Source organism: Microbulbifer mixtoriginis (SeqCode) (assembly GCF_052466765.1).
Genome location: NZ_CP174289.1, coordinates 4,751,316 through 4,772,149 on the forward strand (window position 1 = coordinate 4,751,316; position 20,834 = coordinate 4,772,149).

At 45.8% G+C, this 20,834-nt stretch carries 13 protein-coding genes; 8 read left to right on the forward strand and 5 right to left on the reverse strand.

Annotated features, from left to right (window positions below; translation table 11 throughout):
• Nucleotides 1-4 precede the first annotated feature (4 nt).
• The 4 genes from ACJJIV_RS20735 (at nt 5) to ACJJIV_RS20750 (ending at nt 5,526) form a co-directional block, all read left to right on the forward strand.
• Nucleotides 5-3,151 (forward strand): efflux RND transporter permease subunit, encoded by a 3,147-nt coding sequence (locus ACJJIV_RS20735; RefSeq protein WP_444890198.1) that lies wholly within the window; start codon nt 5-7, stop codon nt 3,149-3,151.
• Nucleotides 3,152-3,378: 227 nt separating this feature from the next.
• On the forward strand, nt 3,379-3,819 hold the full coding sequence (locus ACJJIV_RS20740; protein ID WP_444890199.1) for a hypothetical protein: 441 nt from the start codon (nt 3,379-3,381) through the stop codon (nt 3,817-3,819).
• 539 nt (nt 3,820-4,358) lie between these two features.
• The gene (locus ACJJIV_RS20745; RefSeq protein ID WP_444890200.1) at nt 4,359-4,592 is read left to right on the forward strand and encodes a hypothetical protein; all 234 of its coding nucleotides are present in this window, start codon (nt 4,359-4,361) and stop codon (nt 4,590-4,592) included.
• Nucleotides 4,593-4,719: 127 nt separating this feature from the next.
• Nucleotides 4,720-5,526, forward strand: a complete 807-nt coding sequence (locus tag ACJJIV_RS20750) for a matrixin family metalloprotease (protein WP_444890201.1) — start codon at nt 4,720-4,722, stop codon at nt 5,524-5,526.
• 802 nt (nt 5,527-6,328) lie between these two features.
• Here the strand turns inward: ACJJIV_RS20750 and ACJJIV_RS20755 are convergent.
• Entirely contained in the window at nt 6,329-6,880 is a 552-nt protein-coding gene (locus ACJJIV_RS20755) for a serine protease external chaperone (RefSeq protein ID WP_444890202.1), read from the reverse strand.
• 13 nt (nt 6,881-6,893) lie between these two features.
• On the reverse strand, nt 6,894-9,584 hold the full coding sequence (locus tag ACJJIV_RS20760; protein ID WP_444890203.1) for a S8 family serine peptidase: 2,691 nt from the start codon (nt 9,582-9,584) through the stop codon (nt 6,894-6,896).
• A 1,310-nt stretch (nt 9,585-10,894) separates the two neighbouring features.
• Here ACJJIV_RS20760 and ACJJIV_RS20765 point away from each other — a divergent pair.
• Both ACJJIV_RS20765 and ACJJIV_RS20770 read left to right on the forward strand, forming a co-directional pair.
• A complete protein-coding gene (locus ACJJIV_RS20765) occupies nt 10,895-12,205 on the forward strand; it encodes a hypothetical protein (RefSeq protein ID WP_444890204.1) in 1,311 nt (436 codons plus the stop codon).
• Nucleotides 12,206-12,360: 155 nt separating this feature from the next.
• The gene (locus tag ACJJIV_RS20770) at nt 12,361-13,134 is read left to right on the forward strand and encodes a penicillin-binding transpeptidase domain-containing protein (RefSeq protein ID WP_444890205.1); all 774 of its coding nucleotides are present in this window, start codon (nt 12,361-12,363) and stop codon (nt 13,132-13,134) included.
• Between the two features lie 83 nt (nt 13,135-13,217).
• Here the strand turns inward: ACJJIV_RS20770 and ACJJIV_RS20775 are convergent, their stop codons facing one another.
• Nucleotides 13,218-15,107 carry a potassium transporter Kup gene (locus ACJJIV_RS20775; RefSeq protein WP_444890206.1) on the reverse strand — a complete coding sequence of 630 codons (1,890 nt, stop codon included), beginning with the start codon at nt 15,105-15,107 and terminating at the stop codon, nt 13,218-13,220.
• A gap of 445 nt (nt 15,108-15,552) precedes the next feature.
• Here ACJJIV_RS20775 and ACJJIV_RS20780 point away from each other — a divergent pair, with 445 nt between their 5' ends.
• Nucleotides 15,553-17,193, forward strand: coding sequence for an acetolactate synthase large subunit (locus ACJJIV_RS20780; protein ID WP_444890207.1), 1,641 nt, complete (start codon nt 15,553-15,555; stop codon nt 17,191-17,193).
• 89 nt (nt 17,194-17,282) lie between these two features.
• On the opposite strand, the gene ACJJIV_RS20785 is transcribed toward ACJJIV_RS20780, so the two are convergent.
• Together ACJJIV_RS20785 and ACJJIV_RS20790 are read right to left on the reverse strand one after the other, a co-directional pair.
• A complete protein-coding gene (locus ACJJIV_RS20785) occupies nt 17,283-18,527 on the reverse strand; it encodes an MFS transporter (RefSeq protein WP_444890208.1) in 1,245 nt (414 codons plus the stop codon).
• Between the two features lie 172 nt (nt 18,528-18,699).
• A complete protein-coding gene (locus tag ACJJIV_RS20790; protein WP_252081748.1) occupies nt 18,700-18,951 on the reverse strand; it encodes a hypothetical protein in 252 nt (83 codons plus the stop codon).
• 161 nt (nt 18,952-19,112) lie between these two features.
• Between ACJJIV_RS20790 and norR the strand changes: the two genes are divergently transcribed.
• On the forward strand, nt 19,113-20,699 hold the full coding sequence (norR, locus tag ACJJIV_RS20795; RefSeq protein ID WP_444890209.1) for a nitric oxide reductase transcriptional regulator NorR: 1,587 nt from the start codon (nt 19,113-19,115) through the stop codon (nt 20,697-20,699).
• Nucleotides 20,700-20,834 lie beyond the last annotated feature (135 nt).

Consider the following 20,834-nt stretch of genomic DNA (forward strand, 5'->3'; position numbering starts at 1 on the left):
GAAGATGATTGAAGGCATCCTGCGCTTCTCAATTGAGCGGCGTTTTTTCGTGCTGTCCCTGATCTTTGTATTGGTGGGGCTGGGGATTTGGAGTTACCAGAAACTACCGATTGATGCGGTCCCCGATATTACCAATGTCCAGGTACAGATTAATACTGAGGCCCCCGGATACTCGCCATTAGAAGCTGAGCAACGGATTACCTACCCGGTGGAGGCAGCTCTTGCCGGTCTCCCCAACTTGGAATACACCCGTTCGATTTCCCGCTATGGGCTATCCCAGGTCACTGTGGTTTTTAAGGAGGGGACTGATCTCTATTTTGCCCGTAATTTAATTAACAGTCGCCTCGGTGCCATAAAGAGCAATTTACCCCCGGAGCTGGAGCCCGAGATGGGGCCTATTGCCACCGGTCTTGGTGAGATCTTTATGTACACAGTGGAGGCAAACCCCGGCGCTACCCAGCCGAACGGGCAGCCCTACGATGCCACGGCACTGCGGGAAATTCAGGATTGGATTATCAAGCCGCAATTGTCTTTGGTGCCCGGTGTTACAGAAGTGAATACCATTGGCGGCTACAACAAACAGTATCACGTTACTCCCAATCCTCGGCAGATGCTCAACTTTGGTCTCTCCATGGAAGATATCGCCGAAGCCCTGCGTCGGAATAACGAGAGTCGAGGTGCCGGCTACCTGGAGAATAATGGTCGTCAATTATTAGTGCGCTCACCAGGCCAGTTACAAGGTATCGCCGAAATTGAAGATGTAGTGATTACCAGTCGCAGTGGGGCGCCGGTTAAAGTTTCGGACGTGGCGGAAGTGGCTATCGGAAAGGAACTGCGTACCGGCGCTGCCACGCGTGATGGTGTAGAAACGGTACTGGGTACCGCCATGATGCTGGTGGGGGAGAACTCCCGAGAGGTAGCCCGCAATGTTGCGGTTGCCTTGGAGGGAGTAAAGTCTACCGTGCCGGAGGGTATTAAGGTAGAAGCGGTTTACGACCGCACCACTCTGGTAGATAAAGCCATTGCTACGGTACAGAAAAACCTTATCGAGGGGGCGTTACTGGTTGTTGTAGTGCTATTCCTGTTACTGGGGAATATTCGAGCGGCTTTTATCACCGCAGCAGTAATTCCGCTTTCTATGCTTGCCACAATTTTCGGTATGGTGCAAACCGGTGTTTCCGCAAACTTGATGAGCCTTGGCGCTCTAGACTTCGGATTGATTGTCGATGGGGCGGTGATTATTGTCGAGAATGCCATTCGCAGACTTGCCGAAGCCCAGGGCCGTAAAGGTGGTAAGTTGCCCTTGCAAGAGCGATTGGAACTGGTTTTTCAAGCCACTAACGAAGTTATTCGCCCGAGCTTGTTTGGTGTGTTGATTATCACGGTGGTGTATATACCATTGTTCACCTTAACCGGTGTGGAAGGCAAGATGTTCCACCCCATGGCTGCTACTGTAGTAATGGCTTTGCTGGCTGCGCTGGTGCTTTCACTGACAGTTGTACCGGCAGCGGTTGCTGTTTTCCTCACAGGCAAAATCAGTGAGAAAGAAAACAAGCTGATCGTTGCTACCAAATCTCTTTATAAGCCACTGCTAATCGCTGCGATGAAAGTGCGCTGGCTGGTACTTTCCGGGGCTCTTGCACTGGTACTTTTTTGTAGCTGGCTTGCAACCACCCTGGGCTCGGAATTTATTCCTCAATTGAATGAGGGAGATATCGCACTACACGCCTTGCGGATTCCCGGCACCGGTTTGGAGCAATCGGTCGAGATGCAGCGCTTGTTGGAACAGCGAGTTAAAGAATTTCCCCAGGTAGACAAAGTATTCGCAAAGATAGGCACACCAGAAGTGGCCACAGATCCAATGCCCCCCAATGTAGCCGATAATTTTGTGATCCTGAAGCCCAGGAACCAGTGGCCTAATCCGAAACTACCTCAAGAGCAACTGGTAGCAGAGATTGAAGAAGCTGTGCGTCAGTTGCCAGGTAACAACTACGAATTTACTCAGCCAATTCAGATGCGCTTTAACGAACTGATTTCCGGGGTGCGTGCAGATCTGGGCATCAAAGTATTCGGCGATGATCTGGATCAGCTGGTGGTCTCCGCTAATGAAATCCTCGGTGTGCTCAATGGTATTGAAGGGGTTGCCGATGCGAGGGTAGAGCAGGTAGAGGGACTGCCGGTTCTCTCTGTTGTTCCCAAGCGTATCGCACTTGCCCGCTACGGTATTGATCTGAAAACACTGCAGGATTTGGTATCCACCGCGATTGGTGGGGAGGAGGCCGGATTGATTTACGAAGGAGACCGTCGTTTCCAATTAGTAGTCCGCCTGCCGGAGGAGCTACGTCGTGATTACGAAAGTCTCGGTGATTTACCTGTGCCGTTACCCGCCGGTAGTCCACTGGGTAGCTATGTGCCATTGTCTGAAGTCGCCAGTTTGGAGATGACGCCAGCTCCAAATCAAATAAGCCGTGAAAATGGCAAGCGACGTGTGGTGGTAACAGCCAACGTACGCGACCGTGATCTGGGTTCTTTTGTGGAAGAGGCGAGGGCGAGTATCAAGCAGCAGGTATCCCTGCCAGCAGGATATTGGCTTGCCTATGGGGGTACCTTCGAACAGCTGGAATCCGCAAGTACCCGCTTGTCAATCGTAGTGCCGCTAACGTTGATTATCATTCTCGGCTTACTGGTAATGGCTTTTGGATCGTTTAAGGATGCCCTGATTATCTTTACCGGAGTCCCCTTGGCGTTGACTGGGGGTGTCCTGGCTCTATGGATGCGTGGTATGCCACTGTCGATCTCTGCAGGAGTTGGCTTCATCGCCCTATCAGGTGTGGCAGTCTTAAATGGCCTGGTAATGCTCTCTTTTATCCGTCAATTACGCCAGCAAGGAGGCGGGCTTTTCACTTCAATTATCGATGGCGCCATGACCCGTCTGCGTCCGGTGTTGATGACTGCATTGGTGGCCAGCCTCGGCTTTGTGCCTATGGCTTTGAATGTAGGTACAGGAGCTGAAGTGCAAAGACCCCTAGCCACGGTAGTGATTGGGGGAATTATTTCTTCGACATTGTTGACGTTATTTGTATTGCCACTGCTTTATCGGATTGTACATGGCAGAGAGGAGGCTAATAGGGACACAAGGATAGCCGAATAAACTGATTAGCTTACTCATACTACCTCAGGGAGTTAGAGTTAGTATGAGTAGGGCTCCTATTGCAAACCATACGATAGCTGACAAATATGCCATTATTCTGTCTGGCTTAAATATACTGGGGCTACGACTCTTTGAATCGGAAGTGATTTTTTAGTAGCCATAGTTTTCAACGTAATTTACTTTGCATCTGAAATTTTGAGTGTCCAAACAAAGTTGGGGATTTCAAAATGACTGAAAGTTACTGGAAATTCAAACCGTTTGTAGGGGTGTTTTTGGGCGCTGCTTGGTTCACATCCCTGGTCCTTGGTCTTAAAGTTTGGGAGATGACGCACACAGCAACATTATTTCCAAGCTTACCTAGAGCAATGCAATTTACTCTAGTCTTGTCTTTTACCGGAGTAATAATATTTGTATTAGCAGAGCTCATCGTTTTAAGGTTTCAAATTAATCAGAATAAATGTTTTCAGCACCTCGAAAGGTGCTGGACTCTATACTTGCTCGCTATATTAATTTTTACTTACTTTGTGGCTCATTTGCCGAATTCTAATGAGCATGTAGAGGCTCCTCTAATAGCATTAGCTGCCGCACTCATGTTGTTATTCTTGGGTATTTGTATTGATATAGTGATGTTCAATCTATATAGGTGGGTGGCACTAATTAAGAATTAAAAAATAAAGCGTTGCTAGTCATCAAGTCATTTATTTGGCGATACTCTCATGATGCCACTTTTTCCCATTATATCAATTTATCAAACGATGGCTTTGGCAAGGGGGATCAAAAGCAAAGAGTAGGTAAAGAAGTGAGATAAAATTGAACGAGTGATTCAGGTTCAAGCTACTGGAGCGCCTTTGCTGGTTTGTTGGGTTTCTTCTACTACGTTGTGCTTTCTTATAGAAATCTACTTTATCCGTGAATCTAGAATGATATTTTTGGGAAGTTAACGAAATACCTGAACAGATTTTTGGAGGTTTCACTTTCTGGACCACTGTGCTGGGCTTAGTTCTCTTGTTGGCGAAGGCCATTATGATTGTTGAGCCCAGGCAGTATCACTTTGCACTGTTTTTAGGTGGTCACTAGAAAATTGCTATGTCCAGTTTTAACTTGAGTATTTCTTACCTTTCATGGATGGATAAAACTCCTGTTGAGCTCAGTCTTAAGATCACATAACCATGTGATCTTCTGTCCGATCCTTAAAGCGCAGCATCAGGTGTCGTCGGACGTATACCTTGCCTACCAGGCGCAGCTGAAGTCTATTGATACGGTCGGGGCTATCATTTTTGCCAATTATATTAAACTTGAAGGCGTCTACAACAATAAGAAGCAGACTGCCCATAAAGCTAAAGAAAGTCTTCGCCACTTAATCCATGACTTTGGAGTAGAGACTGTTGAAGCCCACTCGGATGGGACTTGGTTAAGCAATGAGGATAGTGCTATGGCATAGATTATGAGGTTCTATTATTGTTTCGAAAGGATTCTGCTGCGAGAAATCACCTATATCCCCGCGTTTTACTAAACATGTATTATCGTTTTAGTTATGTTTCTTTAATGTTTTATATTGGTGGATTACAGTGTCATCAGACAATAGCAGCTATTCAAATGAAACTCTCCATCTGGAACTTAAGTCAAAAAAAGAATGTGATTCTTGCGTCGAGCCTATAGTTCATAAGTATGGTGAGAATAAGATTTGTGTCACTGATAAAGTGGGATATCCTGCCTTAGAAAATAGATCCCCGCTGGATTTAGTATTGCACAGTGGAGAGGGGTACATCCCCCTTTGGGGGAAAGATGTAACTCTTAGGTGGAAATTTGATGAAGAGTCTTTGCGGTATTTTAAAAACCCAGACGAAGTAAAAAACTATATTCGGGCTCTACTTGGGGAGGCCTTGTTAAAGTGGGGGGATGCTTCTCCGGTCAAATTTAATGAGAACCCAAATGTTTGGGACTTTAAAATTAGAGTAGAGCCTGTAGAAAGTTGTAGTGTGGTAGGCTGTACATTAGCGCGTGCCTTTTTTCCTAATTCGGGGCGTAATGAATTGGTGCTCTTTCCCACAATGTTTGAACAAAGTCGGAAAGAGCAGGTTGATACCATGATTCACGAATTGGGCCATATATTTGGATTGAGACATTTCTTTGCTGACGTAAAAGAGAAAGCTTGGCCCAGCGTGATCTATGGTTTGCATAAGCCATTTTCCATTATGAATTATGGCGAAAAAAGTGAGCTCACTGAAGCTGATAAGAATGACTTGAAAACTCTTTATGAATTAGCTTGGTCTAAACAGTTGACCGAAATTGATGGGACGCAAATTAGATTTGTTAAACCATATCATGAAGCTATTGAGCAGGCATCTGTTTTCGTTGAGGTTTCAATTGTATAAGGTATAAGGTATAAGGTACTCTAAACTTGGTGGGCTAGTGAAGTGTAGTGGTCAACTGTAGTAGTTCAGACGTGATCTGATAGTTACCGATTTTTTCAAAAGGTGCTCAGTCAGGTCAAATTCAGTTTACGAGTTTTTCCTTCCAGATCTTTTTACCTAGGTCAATGCGATCATTATCGTAATATACAAGCGATTTGCTCAGATCTTTTTTTAGATCTTCTATATCCATGGAGCTTTCGACGCAGTGAGGGCTGCTGAAGCCTCTGTAAAATAGTTTTATGGGAGCGTTTATAGGTAGTGTTCGTTTGTTGGTGCTTGACTTTTGGCTTGGTAAGCTCTATCTCGTTTATGCTCAAGCTCAACTGATAATCATGCTGCTTCAACTTGCCACAATATTCAGTTCCGTAGTAAGGGTACACAGTACCGGTAGGTTATGCGTGGCATAAAATAGTAATACGCACCTTTCAGAAGGTCTGCCGAGGTCATTGGTATTTGTGCTATACGGCTCGCAGTGGGTTACCCTTGCATAGGTATCGACAGTTGGGCGATAGGGAGTGCTGGAAAAGTTCTGGCGCTTCTCATATGGGGCAGTATGATACTAGTGTTAATATTTTTTGGTTTTACAATCCGGGCTTGAGTATCCACTTTCGGCAAGCAGGAAAAGCTAGTTATCAGAATTCATAGTCCAAATATTGTTGGTTAAAACCGGACGTTGCTCGCTATATGCAATTGAAAAGGCATCACTTATTAGCGATGCCTTTTGCTTTTATAAGATGAAACTCACTTCTATAGGTTGTTTTATCTATTGTGCTTTATGCATAGTCTCAGTGACTTCGACTCGACTTTCAATTGTCAGGCCGGACTGTTTTATTGCATTGAAAGCTTCTAACAAATCATTGCCTTCTTTAATTTTCAAGATGGCAATATCAGTACCAGGAAATACCGACAATACTTTCATGCCGGTAGCTTCAGCTACTTCAGATGCAGTAACATTTTTACTTAATAAAACTGTTACGTTTCCAGTTAGGGTTGTTAATTCTTTCGTTATTGTGTTTCTTACTATTGTACCTTTACCGACAATATCTTTTGCAGAATCGTCACCGATATTCACTATTGCTACTTCCCCTTTTCTTGCAACAATGTGTTCTGGTGCAGCAATCGATGATGGGACGCTTGTCAGTGATCGCTCAACTTTAAAGATGCCAAGCTCAGCAGAGTCTGTTGTTGCTGCAGCTAAAGTTTTTAGCGGTTTGGTTCCGACATTTTTTTTGTCCATGCTATCAATGGAGCTAGCTTGCGCCATACCTGATACACATAATGCGGCAGTCAAGATCAGTAATTTATTTAACTTCATTGTATTATCCTTCTTATTGAGCAGCACGACCGAATGTTCTTAATGATACCCCCTCTAGAACACTTTCTACGGGATTGTTTATCATGCCTGTCGGCTTCTCTTCTGTCTCTTCATTTACAAGAATAACGAGATCTTCTGTGTCACTAAATTCAAAGTTGGTGTCACCGGTATCTAGTGCCTTGATAGTCCAAGTTCCCCTAGCATTTTCACCATAAAACGCATTAGATAGGAATACGGCACCATCCAAGATATAACCTTCGCTATACCCATTCGCAGAGCTCCAAGAAGCCTCCAGTAATGCCTGCTTAGAGGAGAGTAAAACGCTTCTAGTACCTGAAGGAGAGACTACTTCAAGCGCCAGATCGTTACCTGCAGAGGATAGTAGATTATCATTTACAAAAGACCCCATATCATTATTGCGGATATCAAACTCGAATTGCATAGCTTCAATAATGATATCTTCTGATACTTCGATTTGCTGGGTTACACCAATGGCACTGTTGTCTGGAATAGTTGCCTGCAAGGCTTCTTCTCCAGCAGTTGAGCCTAGACCTTTCCATTCGGTGATAATTTGCTCGCCAAGATTTTCTGAGTAGTCTAAAGCCTTAGCAACAGCTTCGCCGGCATCAACACGGCCAAAACCATAGAGGTTATTAAAGTGATAGCCCGCGGCATTTTCAATCCAGCCGTCATGAGCAATAAAAGAACCTTCCCCAATTGTCAGCTCAACTTTTTCGTTTTCAGCGTCAATCAAAGTACTTGTTGAAGCCAGAATGTGTCGAACATCACGCCAGGTCAGTTCTGGGTTTGCGGATAAGATTAGAGACACAACACCTGATGCATTCGGTGCAGCGGAAGATGTCCCATTGAAAGTTGAAGTATAGTTGCAACTTGCATTCTCTGGGTGACCCGGGTAGTTGAACGGGAACTGGCTAGCTGCAAAGTCTTCACCATAGGCGCCGCCCCAGGCGCTGATTGTTCTACCATTGAAGCCGGAATAACCATTAATACAGGTCATTTGATCTGTTGTTACCATCGCTGGCGCCCAGCGACCATACTCACCCGCAGGAGCCGATACCATTGTGCTTGCGCCGGCTGTTGAGTAACTGGTATGTTTGCCGTTGGCGTTCACTGCAGCAACACTCAAGTAGTATGGGTGGGCCTGACTGGGTTCGAACGCTGCGCTATAACATGTTAAACCTAATTCATTAGCGCCATTATCTTTACAGAAAGCCCCTTCGCGGCCGCCATCTATAAAAGAATTACCATTAGACTTAATGTTCAAAGCGCCTTTGCCGCTTCGAAGCATAAGATTAGGGTAAGATTCAATAGCTTCATCTAAAGCAGAGTAAGCAATAAAAGCTGGCCAAGTGATACCGTAGCTGCGATTAAATGCTGAGATTTCCTCGCTTGTAGAAATACCACTTCCAGGAAACCCATGAATTAACAGTTCGGTTTGCTCTATTGTATCACCGCCCAAATAATTCATGCCGATTAACCCAGTATCTGGGGATGTGCCACGGCTACCTATATTGTTCCAGCCTTTAGCAGCAATTAAGCCCGCGACACTAGTACCATGATCGCCGCTATTGGAGAGACTGGTTGGGTCTGTTCTGTCGTTTGCCGATACAGCTAAATTGAGAGAGCGATTAACTAGTACATTATCTATTAAGTCTTCATGACGAATCTCTAAACCAGAGTCTACGACAACCGCTGTTACACCTGCACCAGTTACACCCTGAGCATAAGCAGCTGCAACATTCATATCTTCGCCGGCAAGGAGCTCCTCGGCTTCACCTTCTGCAAGTGCTTCGGCAGCTTCTACGGGAGTGTAAAATCCAGCATCTACCAATCCTTGAGCCATCTGCTCACTTAATGCATACGATTTTTGCCCTGTATTGCGAAGGTGCCACTGCTGATAAGCTAGTGGGTCATTTGCAACATTCAAGAAGTCAATTGTTGCAGATGTTGAGATATCATTTGCTGTTACGGTATAAGTAATTGTGGCATCTTGTCCAGAGATTGATCTATATTCAAATTGACCATCTTCTTCTGTAAGCTCCCCATGGCTAAAAGTATAAATGCCATCTACTTCATTAACAGCCACACCATTCTCAGAAAAACTATAGACTAACTCATCACCATCTTCATCGTTGCCCAGCAGCTCGATAGATATCGGTATCCACTGCTTTGCACCATCTATAGTAACAGTGTTCGCTGTTGGAGGAATATCAGCAATAATTTCGATTCTTGCAGAAGCCGAAGCACCGTTTGCGGTTACGGTATAGGTGATAGTGGCGTCTTGACCTGTGATTGAAATGTATTCAAAGCCATCATTGTTTAATGATAATTCACCGTGACTAAATTTATAAACGTCATCAACGGGGGTAATTGCTTTATCTTTTTCTGAAAAACTATAAGTTAAAGCATCACCATCAGGGTCGCTGCCCAATAGTTTTCCAGATACCGGAATTCCTTGCTTAACACCGCTGATAGTTACATCGCTAGCTGTTGGCGGTTTATCGGCGGGAGTAGGTGTAGGAGTAGGTGTAGGAGTAGGTGTAGGAGTAGGTGTAGGTGTAGGTGTAGCTGCAGCAGGAGTGACTGCAGGATCAGAAGATGAGCTACTATTACTATCACAGCCTGTTAATGTTAATAGAACAGCTGCTGAAATTACAGAAAGTCGAAACATCTTTTTATTCATTAAAATTCCCCATTGTCCCTATTTTAAGTAGTTATCGGGTTCTGGCATTATAAACCACCTAGTAGATATTTAGCCAACTAGATTAGGTTAACTTTATTCTGCATAAGACCTGACAAAAAGTATTATTGTGACATTCCATTACCTTTAGGTTGTTTAGTGTGCAATTAACATGGGCAGGAGATAAACGACTTAAGCTAATCCAGTACTCATTGAGTTACTCAGGCTACTGGGAACATTTTATGTGTGAAGCGATTGGGGTGGGGTAAAATAAATTGGTTGGTGAATTTGAAGGTTGCACCAGTATCTACAGCGGAAAGGGATATGCTTTCATGAGCTAGTATGATATTTAAGGTGAGCTGAAAGATTAAAAGCCCTTTTAAATATTTCTTTACATGACCAACTTTCAAATAGGTTCAAAAGTACTTCAAGGTTTGAGGTTGACACTTCAAATTATAGTATCAAGCAATTTTGAGAGGCTTTTAATCTTAATATGGCAGCAATTAAGGCTAGGAAATGAGCATAATAAAAAGCTTTTATCGGTACTTTTAAGGGCCTGGAAAAATAGCATATAAAAATAATAATTTTTTTGAGGCGAAGCCAGTCTTAGCTAATTTACCTTGGGGTGGGTTTTTATCTAAAATATCGCATAGTATGAAAGGCAAGTATTTTTGGGGAAAGCTTGATAGTTGATTGTATATGCAAGTTGAGTGGCATTATCGCTCCATGGCCGCTAAATGGAGAAGTTTAAAAACATTAATTAAATGAAGGTGTTTTCGAGTGTAATATTTGGGTTGATTTGGGGTGCGTTCTATATGGGTATTTCTTTCTAGTACCTTTCTTATTCTGTTTTATACATAAAACCTTGCTAATAAAGTTGCGGTGTTGACTTAAACTTTGCTGGCTTCTCGACTTTGCACCAATGTGAAGGATTTGGAATGCAATGCTAATGGAGGTTTCTAGAATGGCTGCGCCAACGATTTCACCTGGTTGGGAGGGAACTTATTTTAATGACTACTTTTCTCAAGTGAAAACCATGTACACGAGTAGTAAAGTGTGACGTCTATTTCTAGTGCATCAAACAATATAAAATACTTATATTCCCGAATTGCAAATGCCCTGTAAAAAACAGCTTTTTTACAGGGGGCTTCCTGTGGAATGGAGATAGCCTAATAGGTTGCCTTTTTATCAGGGCCATGGTTCTATTAATTTGAGTTAGAGAAGTTGTGACTGTTAAATAAAATACTCATGAGAGGTCTCTGGCATATTTTTGTTGCCATTCCAGAATAAACTCAAATAAAAAGGAAGTGGTTTTGAATAAGATAGTACTTGTGGTGTTGCTGGTTGTATTGAGTGTAAAGGTCTTTGCATCAGATCCCAACGTAGATCAAGCCAGGGCCTCTTTACAGGTTGTCAAAGAGCTAACACCCTGGCCTTGGGAAGAGCCTGTTACTCCAATACTTGATGATTATTTGGCCGCTGATTTTGACCAGTATCAGGGGTGGGCTAAATCGCTTTATATGGTTGATGAATTGAAAATGCACAAGTGGGGTCAGTCTATCACTGAGTTTACCGTGCTAGCCGAACTTTTATATACCTTTCAGCCGGAAGATTACCAAGAGGAGAACAGGTTAACTTTTGAAGCTGCTATTGCGGATTTAGATATGTTCCGGATGGAGCTGAATGAATTCCTGTATCCCTATGTGCCTAGCTATAACCTCAAGCATCAGAATTTGGTACGGCATTTTGACGGTGAGGGTATTGTCATTGGGGTGTTTGATTTGTTTGATCCTGTTCGTTTACAGGAACAGCGCGAGCGGCACCCTAATATCGAAGCAGAAGTTCAATTTGGTGATCCCATTACCTTCCTGCATGGCAATACCGTTATTGATATTATCCTCGATATTGCGCCCAAGGCTACTATTGTACCCATAAGTACTGAAAGCAAAACTTACAATGAAGCCATGGCTTACATGCGTAACCGAGATGATATTGATGTAATTAATATGAGTCGGGCTTTTCATATCACCAATGATCAGCTGGATCCGGAGTTTTCGGAGCATCTATCCCATATTTTGCAATCCAAATTATTTACCAAGTCAATTGGGAATACAGGTACTGACCTGGAAGGTGAGAATACGGATGTTCGCAAGCGTCTAGGCCTTCCTCCGCTGGGAAGTTTCTTTACCTATGACCTGGATCTGATCAAGGCCTTTTTACAACAAAATCAAGGTGCTCCAGGCAGTCAAAACTTGATGTTTGCGATCAATTTGCAGCCATTCTCCAACGAAGTCTCTTTAACTGCCACGGTTCCTGGTTATAACCCCTTGGCGATCAAGCGGAGCTTTGCAATTTCGGGAGATGCAGTTTACTCAGTTTCAAGCCATAACTTTGAATCCGGTAGCTCTTTTGCCGCACCACAGTTGGCGGCTATCAGCGCGTTGCTATTGGATGCAGCGGATCATTATGGGTACTCCAGCGGTGAGGCTGTGCCATTGGTAGCGCAGTCGCTTCAGGGTACGGCAAGGCGATCCCACTTAGGTGCCAATAATACCGGATTGGGCCTTGTTGATGCCCACAAGGCATTAGCAAAGCTAATTCAGTCGAGTCGAAGGGTAGAATAGGTCTTTGCGCAGTTTTCGATGCCGGTAACAGCTACCTGTGCAATCTTCGTGTCGGAGTACTCTTGAAATGAAGGCAGGTGAGAATGCGGCAGGATCGTTTATGATTGCTACCCTGATCAGATATTTTATTAACGAGTACCTCTGGGAAGTTTAAATTGAAAGCAATCGTATTATTATTTCTGCTCTTTAGTAGTCTCGCCTGGTCTTCCGAAGATATCGAATGTGGCAAATCATGCACATTTGTACTGAAAAATCACAAAGAGGCCACTTACTCAATCATCAATGAAAAGAGAGCCGATGTAAGGCTCACTCCATTCTCAACCTTTAAGGTGCCTAACACTCTGATTGCATTAGATGCTGGTTTGGTCCGCAGCCTTGTACAGGAATTAACCTATGACCACTTGAAGTATCCGGCTCAGCGGTGGTGGCCCAGTATTTGGTATGACAAGTCGCTACCCATCCGGGCGGCTTTTCAAAATTCCGCAGTGCCTATTTATCGGCAATTAGCCTCTCAAATAGGCAGGAAGAGAATGAGCCAATATTTGATTCAGTTCGAATATGGCAACAGGGATATCTCCTCTGGTTTGGATAAATTTTGGCTAAATGGGAGCCTGAAGATATCGGCCAAGGAGCAGGTGAATTTCTTGCAAAAGCTATTTTCTGGAGCCCTACCTATTTCTGATGACTCTCTCTCTTTATTCAAAGAAGTTATGTTGGTAGAGGAGACAGACTCGTACAAGCTCTATGCAAAAACGGGCGGTGGACAGATTAATGATGAATTTGCCTTGGGTTGGTATGTTGGCGTAGTGGAAACTGGCAACAATATGTATTTTTTTGCAGTCAATATAGATGGTAAGAGTTTTGCCGAAGTACAGCAGAAAAGGATTCAGTTTGCCCGACAACACTTGTCACGGCTCGGAGTGATTTAGATTCCCGCTTTATAAATAAGTTAATGATTTCCCATTACTGGCAAGCAGTGGTGCCACTTGGTGCTACTGCTTTATCGTTTAAATTAAATTCGGATTTTTTCGCCCATTACTATCACGCGGCTCATAGGAATACGGTAATACTCTACAGCGCTACTCACATTGCGGAACATAACCGCAAACAACCGCTCTCGCCATAAGAACATACGGCTATCCTCCTGCTTGGTTGGGGTGATGGTTTGTCTTGTTAAAAAATATGAAGCTTTATTGGGGTCGATATCCAGCTCTTTCTTAAGGCGTAGCCGCTTTAAAACCTTCCAAATATCCGGCTGCTCTATGTAGCCATAGCGTAAAAGTAAGTAGTGGCAGTTTTCACGGATTTCGCTGAGGATATACCGGTTGCCAGGCATTACCCGTGGAGCATTCACAAATGATACAGTAATGAACAGTAAGTTTTCGTGTAATACTTTATTGTGCTTCAGGTTATAGATCAGTGCGTGGGGAGTGGATAGCTGTCTCGAGGTAAGGAATACTGCAGTTCCAGGCACTCTTATAGGGTTTTTCTTCAGCAGGGCGGTTAGATAAGGCTCCAGTTTAAATTCCTGCCGCTGAAGTTGCAGTGCTAAGGCTTCCCTGCCATCTCTCCAGGTGAACATTGAGATACAGGCTATGGCACCTAAACCGAGAGGAAACCAGCCACCATGACTAATTTTTAGCAAGCTGGAGGAGAAAAAGGCGAGATCTATGCAGATAAAGAAGGTCGCCACTGATAGGCAAAGAAGTAAGTGACATTTTAATTGAATACGGTACACAACTGCTGCCAGGCAAGTACTTATCAACATAGCGCCGCTTACGGAAACACCGTAGGCAGCGGCTAAATTGGTGGATGAGCCGAAACCCACTACCGCTCCTATCACTAAAAACATAAGCAGCCTGTTAACACCTGGCATAAATATCTGTCCCTCAAGATGTGCTGAGGTATGGCGAAGGGTAAGGCGGGGTAAAAGCCCTAGTTGCATTGCTTGTTTGGCCAAGGAGAAGCTGCCGGTAATGCAGGCTTGAGAGGCAATAACTGTGGCGGCGGTGGCAAGTATGATTACCGGGTAAAGCCCCCAACTGGGAAACATGCGGTAGAAGGGGTTATCGACTGCATGGGGATGGCTCATCAACAGTGCACCTTGTCCCATGTAGTTCAGAAAAAGAGCGGGAAAAACCAATCCCAACCATGCCATTCTGATTGGGCTGCGGCCGAAGTGACCCATATCGGTGTAAAGTGCCTCAGCCCCGGTGAAAACCAGAAGAACAGCGCCTAATACCAAAAATGAGCTAAAACCATGATTGGTGAGGAATCTCAGGGCATGTTCAGGGTAGATCGCATGGAGAATCTGGGGGTTGTTGATGATGCTGGATACTCCAGCCGCCAAAAGTGTGAGGAACCAGAGAGCAGTGATGGGCCCAAATAGAGTTCCCACGGTAGAGGTACCGTAGCGCTGAACTGAGAATAGGCAAATTAAGACTCCAATGGAGATAGGTACCACTAGAGATTGGTGTGTCTGATTTCCAACCTCAAGCCCCTCTATAGCCGAGAGTACAGAGATCGCTGGGGTAATAATGGCATCCCCAAAGAAAAGTGCGGCGCCAAGTATGCCGGCAGTGACTACAAACCATTGGAGGTATTTTCGCCCTTCTGTGGCATCCATTGCCAGCGTCATCAGTGCCATGATGCCGCCTTCCCCACGATTATCCAGCCGCATTATCAATGTCACATATTTGATTGTCACGATCAGTATCAGGGCCCAGAAGATCGTTGAAACGCCACCGAGTATATTGGCCTCAGTTAAAGGAATATTGAGCCTTGAGTGGAAGATCAATTTAACCGCGTACAGGGGGCTGGTGCCTATGTCTCCGAAAACCACGCCGAGCGCCGCCAGCGATAGAAACCATTTTCCCTTGCGAGTCTTCTCTTTGCTTTTCATAAGGGGCTGCTATCAAAAGGCGGCCGAGCTTTCTCGATCTGCTGGCATTAGAGTCGATTGTGGGGCTGTTGTGGCTGGCTGAGTCGGGATTGGCAATATCAATTTACTGCTTTCACTCTTGTGGTCCATGGGGTCCGCCTATCCAGATCCAGTTCTCCGTTGAAAGATATTAGCAAGTGGCTGGCATGGGCAAATTTGCCTTGCAAATTAGTCTTCCAAACTGGACTAATAGGAAAAGTGGAGTTTGCGGTCTCCGAAGGAGTCATCCTGTGCTAAAACTCAGAGGGGTTTTGCATCCGTAAGTGCAAAATACTGACTCTGCCCAATGGGTGTGGGGAATGCTGGATCAGGTTTTAGGCTAGCAAGTAAAAAAGCAAAGAAAGAAGTGTCGAATAACCCATATCTGGCCAAATCATGAGTGATTACAACGACGAGAGACGCTCTTATGAAAGCATCCGATCTATTTGTGCGCGCCCTGGAAGCCGAGGGGGTTGAGTATGTTTTTGGTATTCCCGGCGAGGAGAATCTGGATATGTTGGAGTCTTTGCGGGGCTCCAAAATACAATTAATCCTTACCCGTCACGAACAAGCCGCTGGTTTTATGGCGGCCACTTATGGCCGCCTTACCGGTAAGTCTGGTGTGTGTTTGGCAACCCTGGGGCCGGGTGCCACTAATCTGGTTACCGCGGCAGCTTATGCTCAGCTGGGAGGGATGCCTATGGTGATGATTACTGGGCAGAAACCTATTAAGAGTTCCAAGCAGGGACAATTTCAAATTATTAATATCGTCGACATGATGCGGCCCCTTACCAAGTACACAAAAACGATTGTGGGAGGGGATTATGTGCCGGCGTATGTGCGCGAAGCCTTTCGTCTCTCAGAGGAAGAGCGGCCAGGGGCCACGCACTTGGAGTTTCCTGAGGATATCGCCCGGGAGCATTCTGCCATGCCGGTGCTCGACATCAGCTATCAGCGCCGTCCCATTGCTGAAGAAAAAGCCATTCGTAAGGCGGCTGAGGCTATCGCCAGCTCTCGCAAGCCTCTACTGCTGATCGGCGCCGGCGCGAACAGAAAGCTGACGTCGAAGATGCTGAGAAAATTTGTGGAAAAGCTGGGAATCCCCGCAATTACCACGCAGATGGGTAAGGGAGTGATCGATGAATCAGGGCCGCACTTTATTGGCAATACGGCCTTATCCGATGGTGACTTTATTCATCGCACTATTGAGCAGGCAGATCTGATCATTAACGTAGGTCACGATGTTGTAGAGAAGCCCCCGTTCTTTATGCGCCCTGGTGGGCCAGAAGTGGTACATATTAACTTCAATGCGGCCCAGGTAGACCCGGTGTATTTCCCGCAGATAGAAGTGATCGGTGATATCGCCAACAGCCTATGGCAGCTGCAGGAACACCTAGAGCCGCAAGAGCACTGGAGTTTTAGCGATGCTCACCGCATCCGTGCTGCCTTGCAGAAGCATATTGAGGAGGGTTCGAGCGCAGATACTTTCCCCATCAGACCCCAGCGACTAGTAAGGGATGTGCGTGAGGTGATGCCAGAGAAGGGCGTGATTGCCCTTGATAATGGCATGTTCAAGATCTGGTTTGCCCGCAATTATCCCGCTTACTTTCCGAATACCGTACTTTTGGATAATGCGCTGGCCACTATGGGGGCTGGTTTGCCATCGGCCATGGCGGCCAAGCTGGTTTGTCCCGATCGCCGGGTGGTGGCTATCTGTGGGGACGGGGGTTTTATGATGAACTCCCAGGAAATAGAAACCGCTGTGCGCCTGAAGCTGGACTTAATTGTGTTGATTTTGCGCGATGATGCCTATGGCATGATCAAATGGAAGCAGTCCATGATGGGGCTTAAGAATTTTGGTCTCGATTTCACCAATCCTGATTTTGTGGCTTATGCGAAATCTTATGGTGCCGAAGGGCATCGAATACAGGCAACAGATGAATTAAAACCGATGATTGAGAAGTGCTGCCGGGAGGGTGGGGTACATTTGATAGAAGTTCCCATGGATTACAGCCATAACGATCGAATACTGAATCACGAAATTAAGGAGTTGGCGAGCAAGCTATAGCTTGAGGTAGCAACGCTAGTTCACGGTATTTCTGCGGCCTCATTTCAAGCTCTGGCTCGCAGTGATACCGTGATAGTATTCAGGAGGCTTCACCGATCAACAATTTTTTTCATTGCACTGCTACGCCAACTGAACCAGCTCAGTATCAAAACGAAAACAGCCGCAATGGCAGTGATAAAAAATGGTAGTCGGATATTAATTTCCATAGCGCCGCCACCCAATAGTGAGATAAGGGTGGCCACAATGGTGAAGCCCGCTGTGGCGATACCCATTACCCATCCCTGTTCGCTCTCATCCACACTATTGGCAAACAAGTTCAGTAGTGCCGGATAGGCTAGTCCAAAGCACAAGTAGGCGAGAAACACACTCAAGTAACAAAGCCAAACCTGGTTACTGAAAGCAAAAACCAGCGCACAGGCCCCCATAGTCAATGCCGATACCTTGATAACCAGTGGCTTACCCCATTTAGACAGCACGGGTTTAACCAAAAAGATACTGGAAGTACCCACGGCGATTCCCATGAATAGCATGGCCATACTGGTTCCCAGTAAGCCGAGGCCAAAGCGGCTGCTGAGATAGTTGGTGATAAAGATATAAAAACTGAGGTGAACCAGCATAAAACTTAGGTAAGCTGGGCAAAGCCTGATAACTAAGGGCCTCTCTTTGAGGTGTGCAAATTGCCTGAATAAGTCAGATAAGCGCAATTGAATAGGCGAAGTCGGGGGGCGGCTATCGTGATAAAAGAGCAGAATTAGGCCGAGGGTGATAGCAACCAAAAGTAGCGCAAAATAAAAAGGCAGTTGAATGCTTGCAATATTACCGAGTAAGGCCTTGTCGGCTAAGACTCCAGCGATAATTGGTCCCGCAACTGCTCCCGCGCTCATTCCCGCCACCAGTAACCCCAAGTTTTTTGAAGCATCCAGTTCATCACGGCTTGCATCAATCATTGCCGCTTGGGCAATGGGCTGGTTGCCGGCAGTAAATCCACTGACCACGCGCCCAAGAATCAGCAACCACAGGCTGCTGGTAAATAAGGCAGCGAGTGTAATGGCATAGCCTGCCAGGGCGCCGACCAAGCAAAGTACCATCGCGCTTTTTCGGCCGATACTGTCAGATAACTTAGCGATATACACCGCCCCAACAAACCAAGCTAAAAAAAAGCTACTGATAACAATGCCATAGTAGAGGTGGCGGGTGGATTGTGCGGTGTCTGTAGGCAGGAATTGAAACTTGGTGGACATGACCAGTTCATTAATGATGGGGAATAGCAGTCCTTGACCCATCAAGTCGATAAATACCACAGCCAGCAGGGCCAGACGGCTCATTGCAGACATCGAGTTTCCTTATGGGGTTTGTATTGATCGCTGTGCAGGGTTGATGGCCCTGAAGAGAAGATAGCACTGAGGTAGTTGTTAGATGCGGCTGCTGAGGTGATGGTGTGGAAAGTTTGAAAGCTACAAAGGTCGCCCCCAAAGGGGATGGAGGCGAGAAGCTCGGCGTGATCAGTTAGCGCACTTCCTGGCACAGGTTGTATTGCGCAACGCAGCGGCTGACATAGCCAATCTTGATAAACGTTGCGCTGATAATCATAAAAATATGGCCCGCCACTTGGGCTGGGATAGAAAAATAATGGGAGAGCGGGTAGCAGATGACAACGGTGAGTAATAGCAGGGGGGTAGAGAGCAACAGGGTGAGATTTCCGGCCTTGAGCAAGAGTTCAAAACGCCTGCGAATTTTTAAAGTGTATGTGTCCAGCATTGTCTTCGCCTCTATTACTAAATAACCTCAATGGTTATTAGGCAAATGTTGTGCCAGCTTAATAATTCCTTATAAATCAATAAGTAAAATTAATTATGATATTCGTTTGTGTCAATTTGACCTATATAGCGACCATGTCATAATGACACAAAAGAAGCTTATTGACTTGGTGGGATATGGTGGATATCAATTCTACTCTACTGCTTGAAGTAGCTCTGGATCTCGCAAATAGCCTGAATAATAGTGACCGATTTGAACGACTGCTCTCCACCATCCGCAAGGCAATTAAGTGTGATGCGGTGGCCTTGCTGGGGCTGAATGGAGAGGTGCTTACCCCCCTTGCTGTGCAGGGCTTGGCCAGGCGTACTATGGGGCGGCGTTTCCTAATTAACGAGCATCCCCGCCTAGCGCAAATCTGCAGTTCTGATGCTCCCGTTCGCTTCCCCTCTGATTGCAATCTGCCGGACCCTTTTGATGGCTTACTACTGGATAGGGAAGGGGACCTACCGGTGCACTCCTGTCTCGGTTTGCCACTGTATTCTGACAATCATCTAGTGGGGCTGCTTACTTTGGATAGTATGACCTCAGACGCCTATAGCCTGATTAGCGATCGAACGCTTGAGTTAATCGCCGCACTCTCAGCCGCTACTCTCAAAACGGCTTTGGAGCTAAAAGCGCTGTCCCTTTCTGCTGAACATGCCGAACAACTGGTGAAAGAGTTGACCCAGGAAGCCTTTCTGCGCGATGGCGGTGAGTTAATCGGCGAAAGCCAAGTGATGAGGGCCTTGCGAAGTGATATTGAATTAGTTGCAGGGTCTGACTACAGCGTGCTTATTCTGGGGGAGACTGGGGTGGGTAAGGAGCTGGTTGCCCGCACGGTACATCGGCTGTCATCTCGCCGGGAAAAACCCCTTGTCTATCTCAACTGCGCCTCCTTAACAGAGACACTGGCAGAGGCGGAATTATTCGGGCATGCGAAAGGGGCTTTTACTGGCGCTGATCGGGATCGCCCGGGAAAGTTTCTATTGGCAAACGGCGGGACACTTTTTCTGGATGAAGTGGGTGAACTGCCTTTATCAGTCCAGGGTAAACTGCTGCGGGTACTGCAAAGTGGTGAAATTCAGCCTGTTGGTAAGGATGCGGTACAGCATGTAGATGTGCGTATTGTGGCCGCTACCAATCGGGATTTGCTCAAAGAAATCGACTCAGGTGGATTCAGGGCCGATTTGTATCACCGTCTCTCTGTTTACCCTCTGGAAGTACCCGCACTATCACAGAGAGAAAATGATGTTCTGCTGCTGGCAGATTATTTTTTGGAGCGCTCCACGAGGAAGCTTGGCTTCCGTCAGCTGCGGCTATCAGCAGATGCTTCCAGTAAATTAAAGCGTTATAGCTGGCCTGGAAATGTGAGAGAGCTGGAGCATATCATCAGTCGCGCAGCGCTCAAGGCAAGAAAAAATGCATCACTCTCTGAAATTGTATCGCTGACAGCGGCACATATAGAGATTCCGGATGACATAGCGGCGCAACCAGAGTTTGAGAAGCCCGTTCAGCCTCCGCTTGGGGTAATAAATCTTAGGGTAGCCACTGAAGAATATCAGCGGGATCTTATAAAGCATATATTGACTCAGAGCGATGGGAATTGGAGTAGGGCAGCGAAATCGCTCTCAATGGATAGGGGTAACTTGGTCCGCCTTGCAAAACGTCTGGGTATCTATATTAAAAAAGAGGTTGTGGGCGTAAATTGATGGCGCTTTGCACAATGTAGGTTGCTAGGGGATATGGATGAATAGGGGTATTTGTGATTGGGTTTGGAGTAGTTACTTTCACTAAGGGTAATAAACAACTCTCTATAGCAGATTAGAAACCGGCGAGACACACCT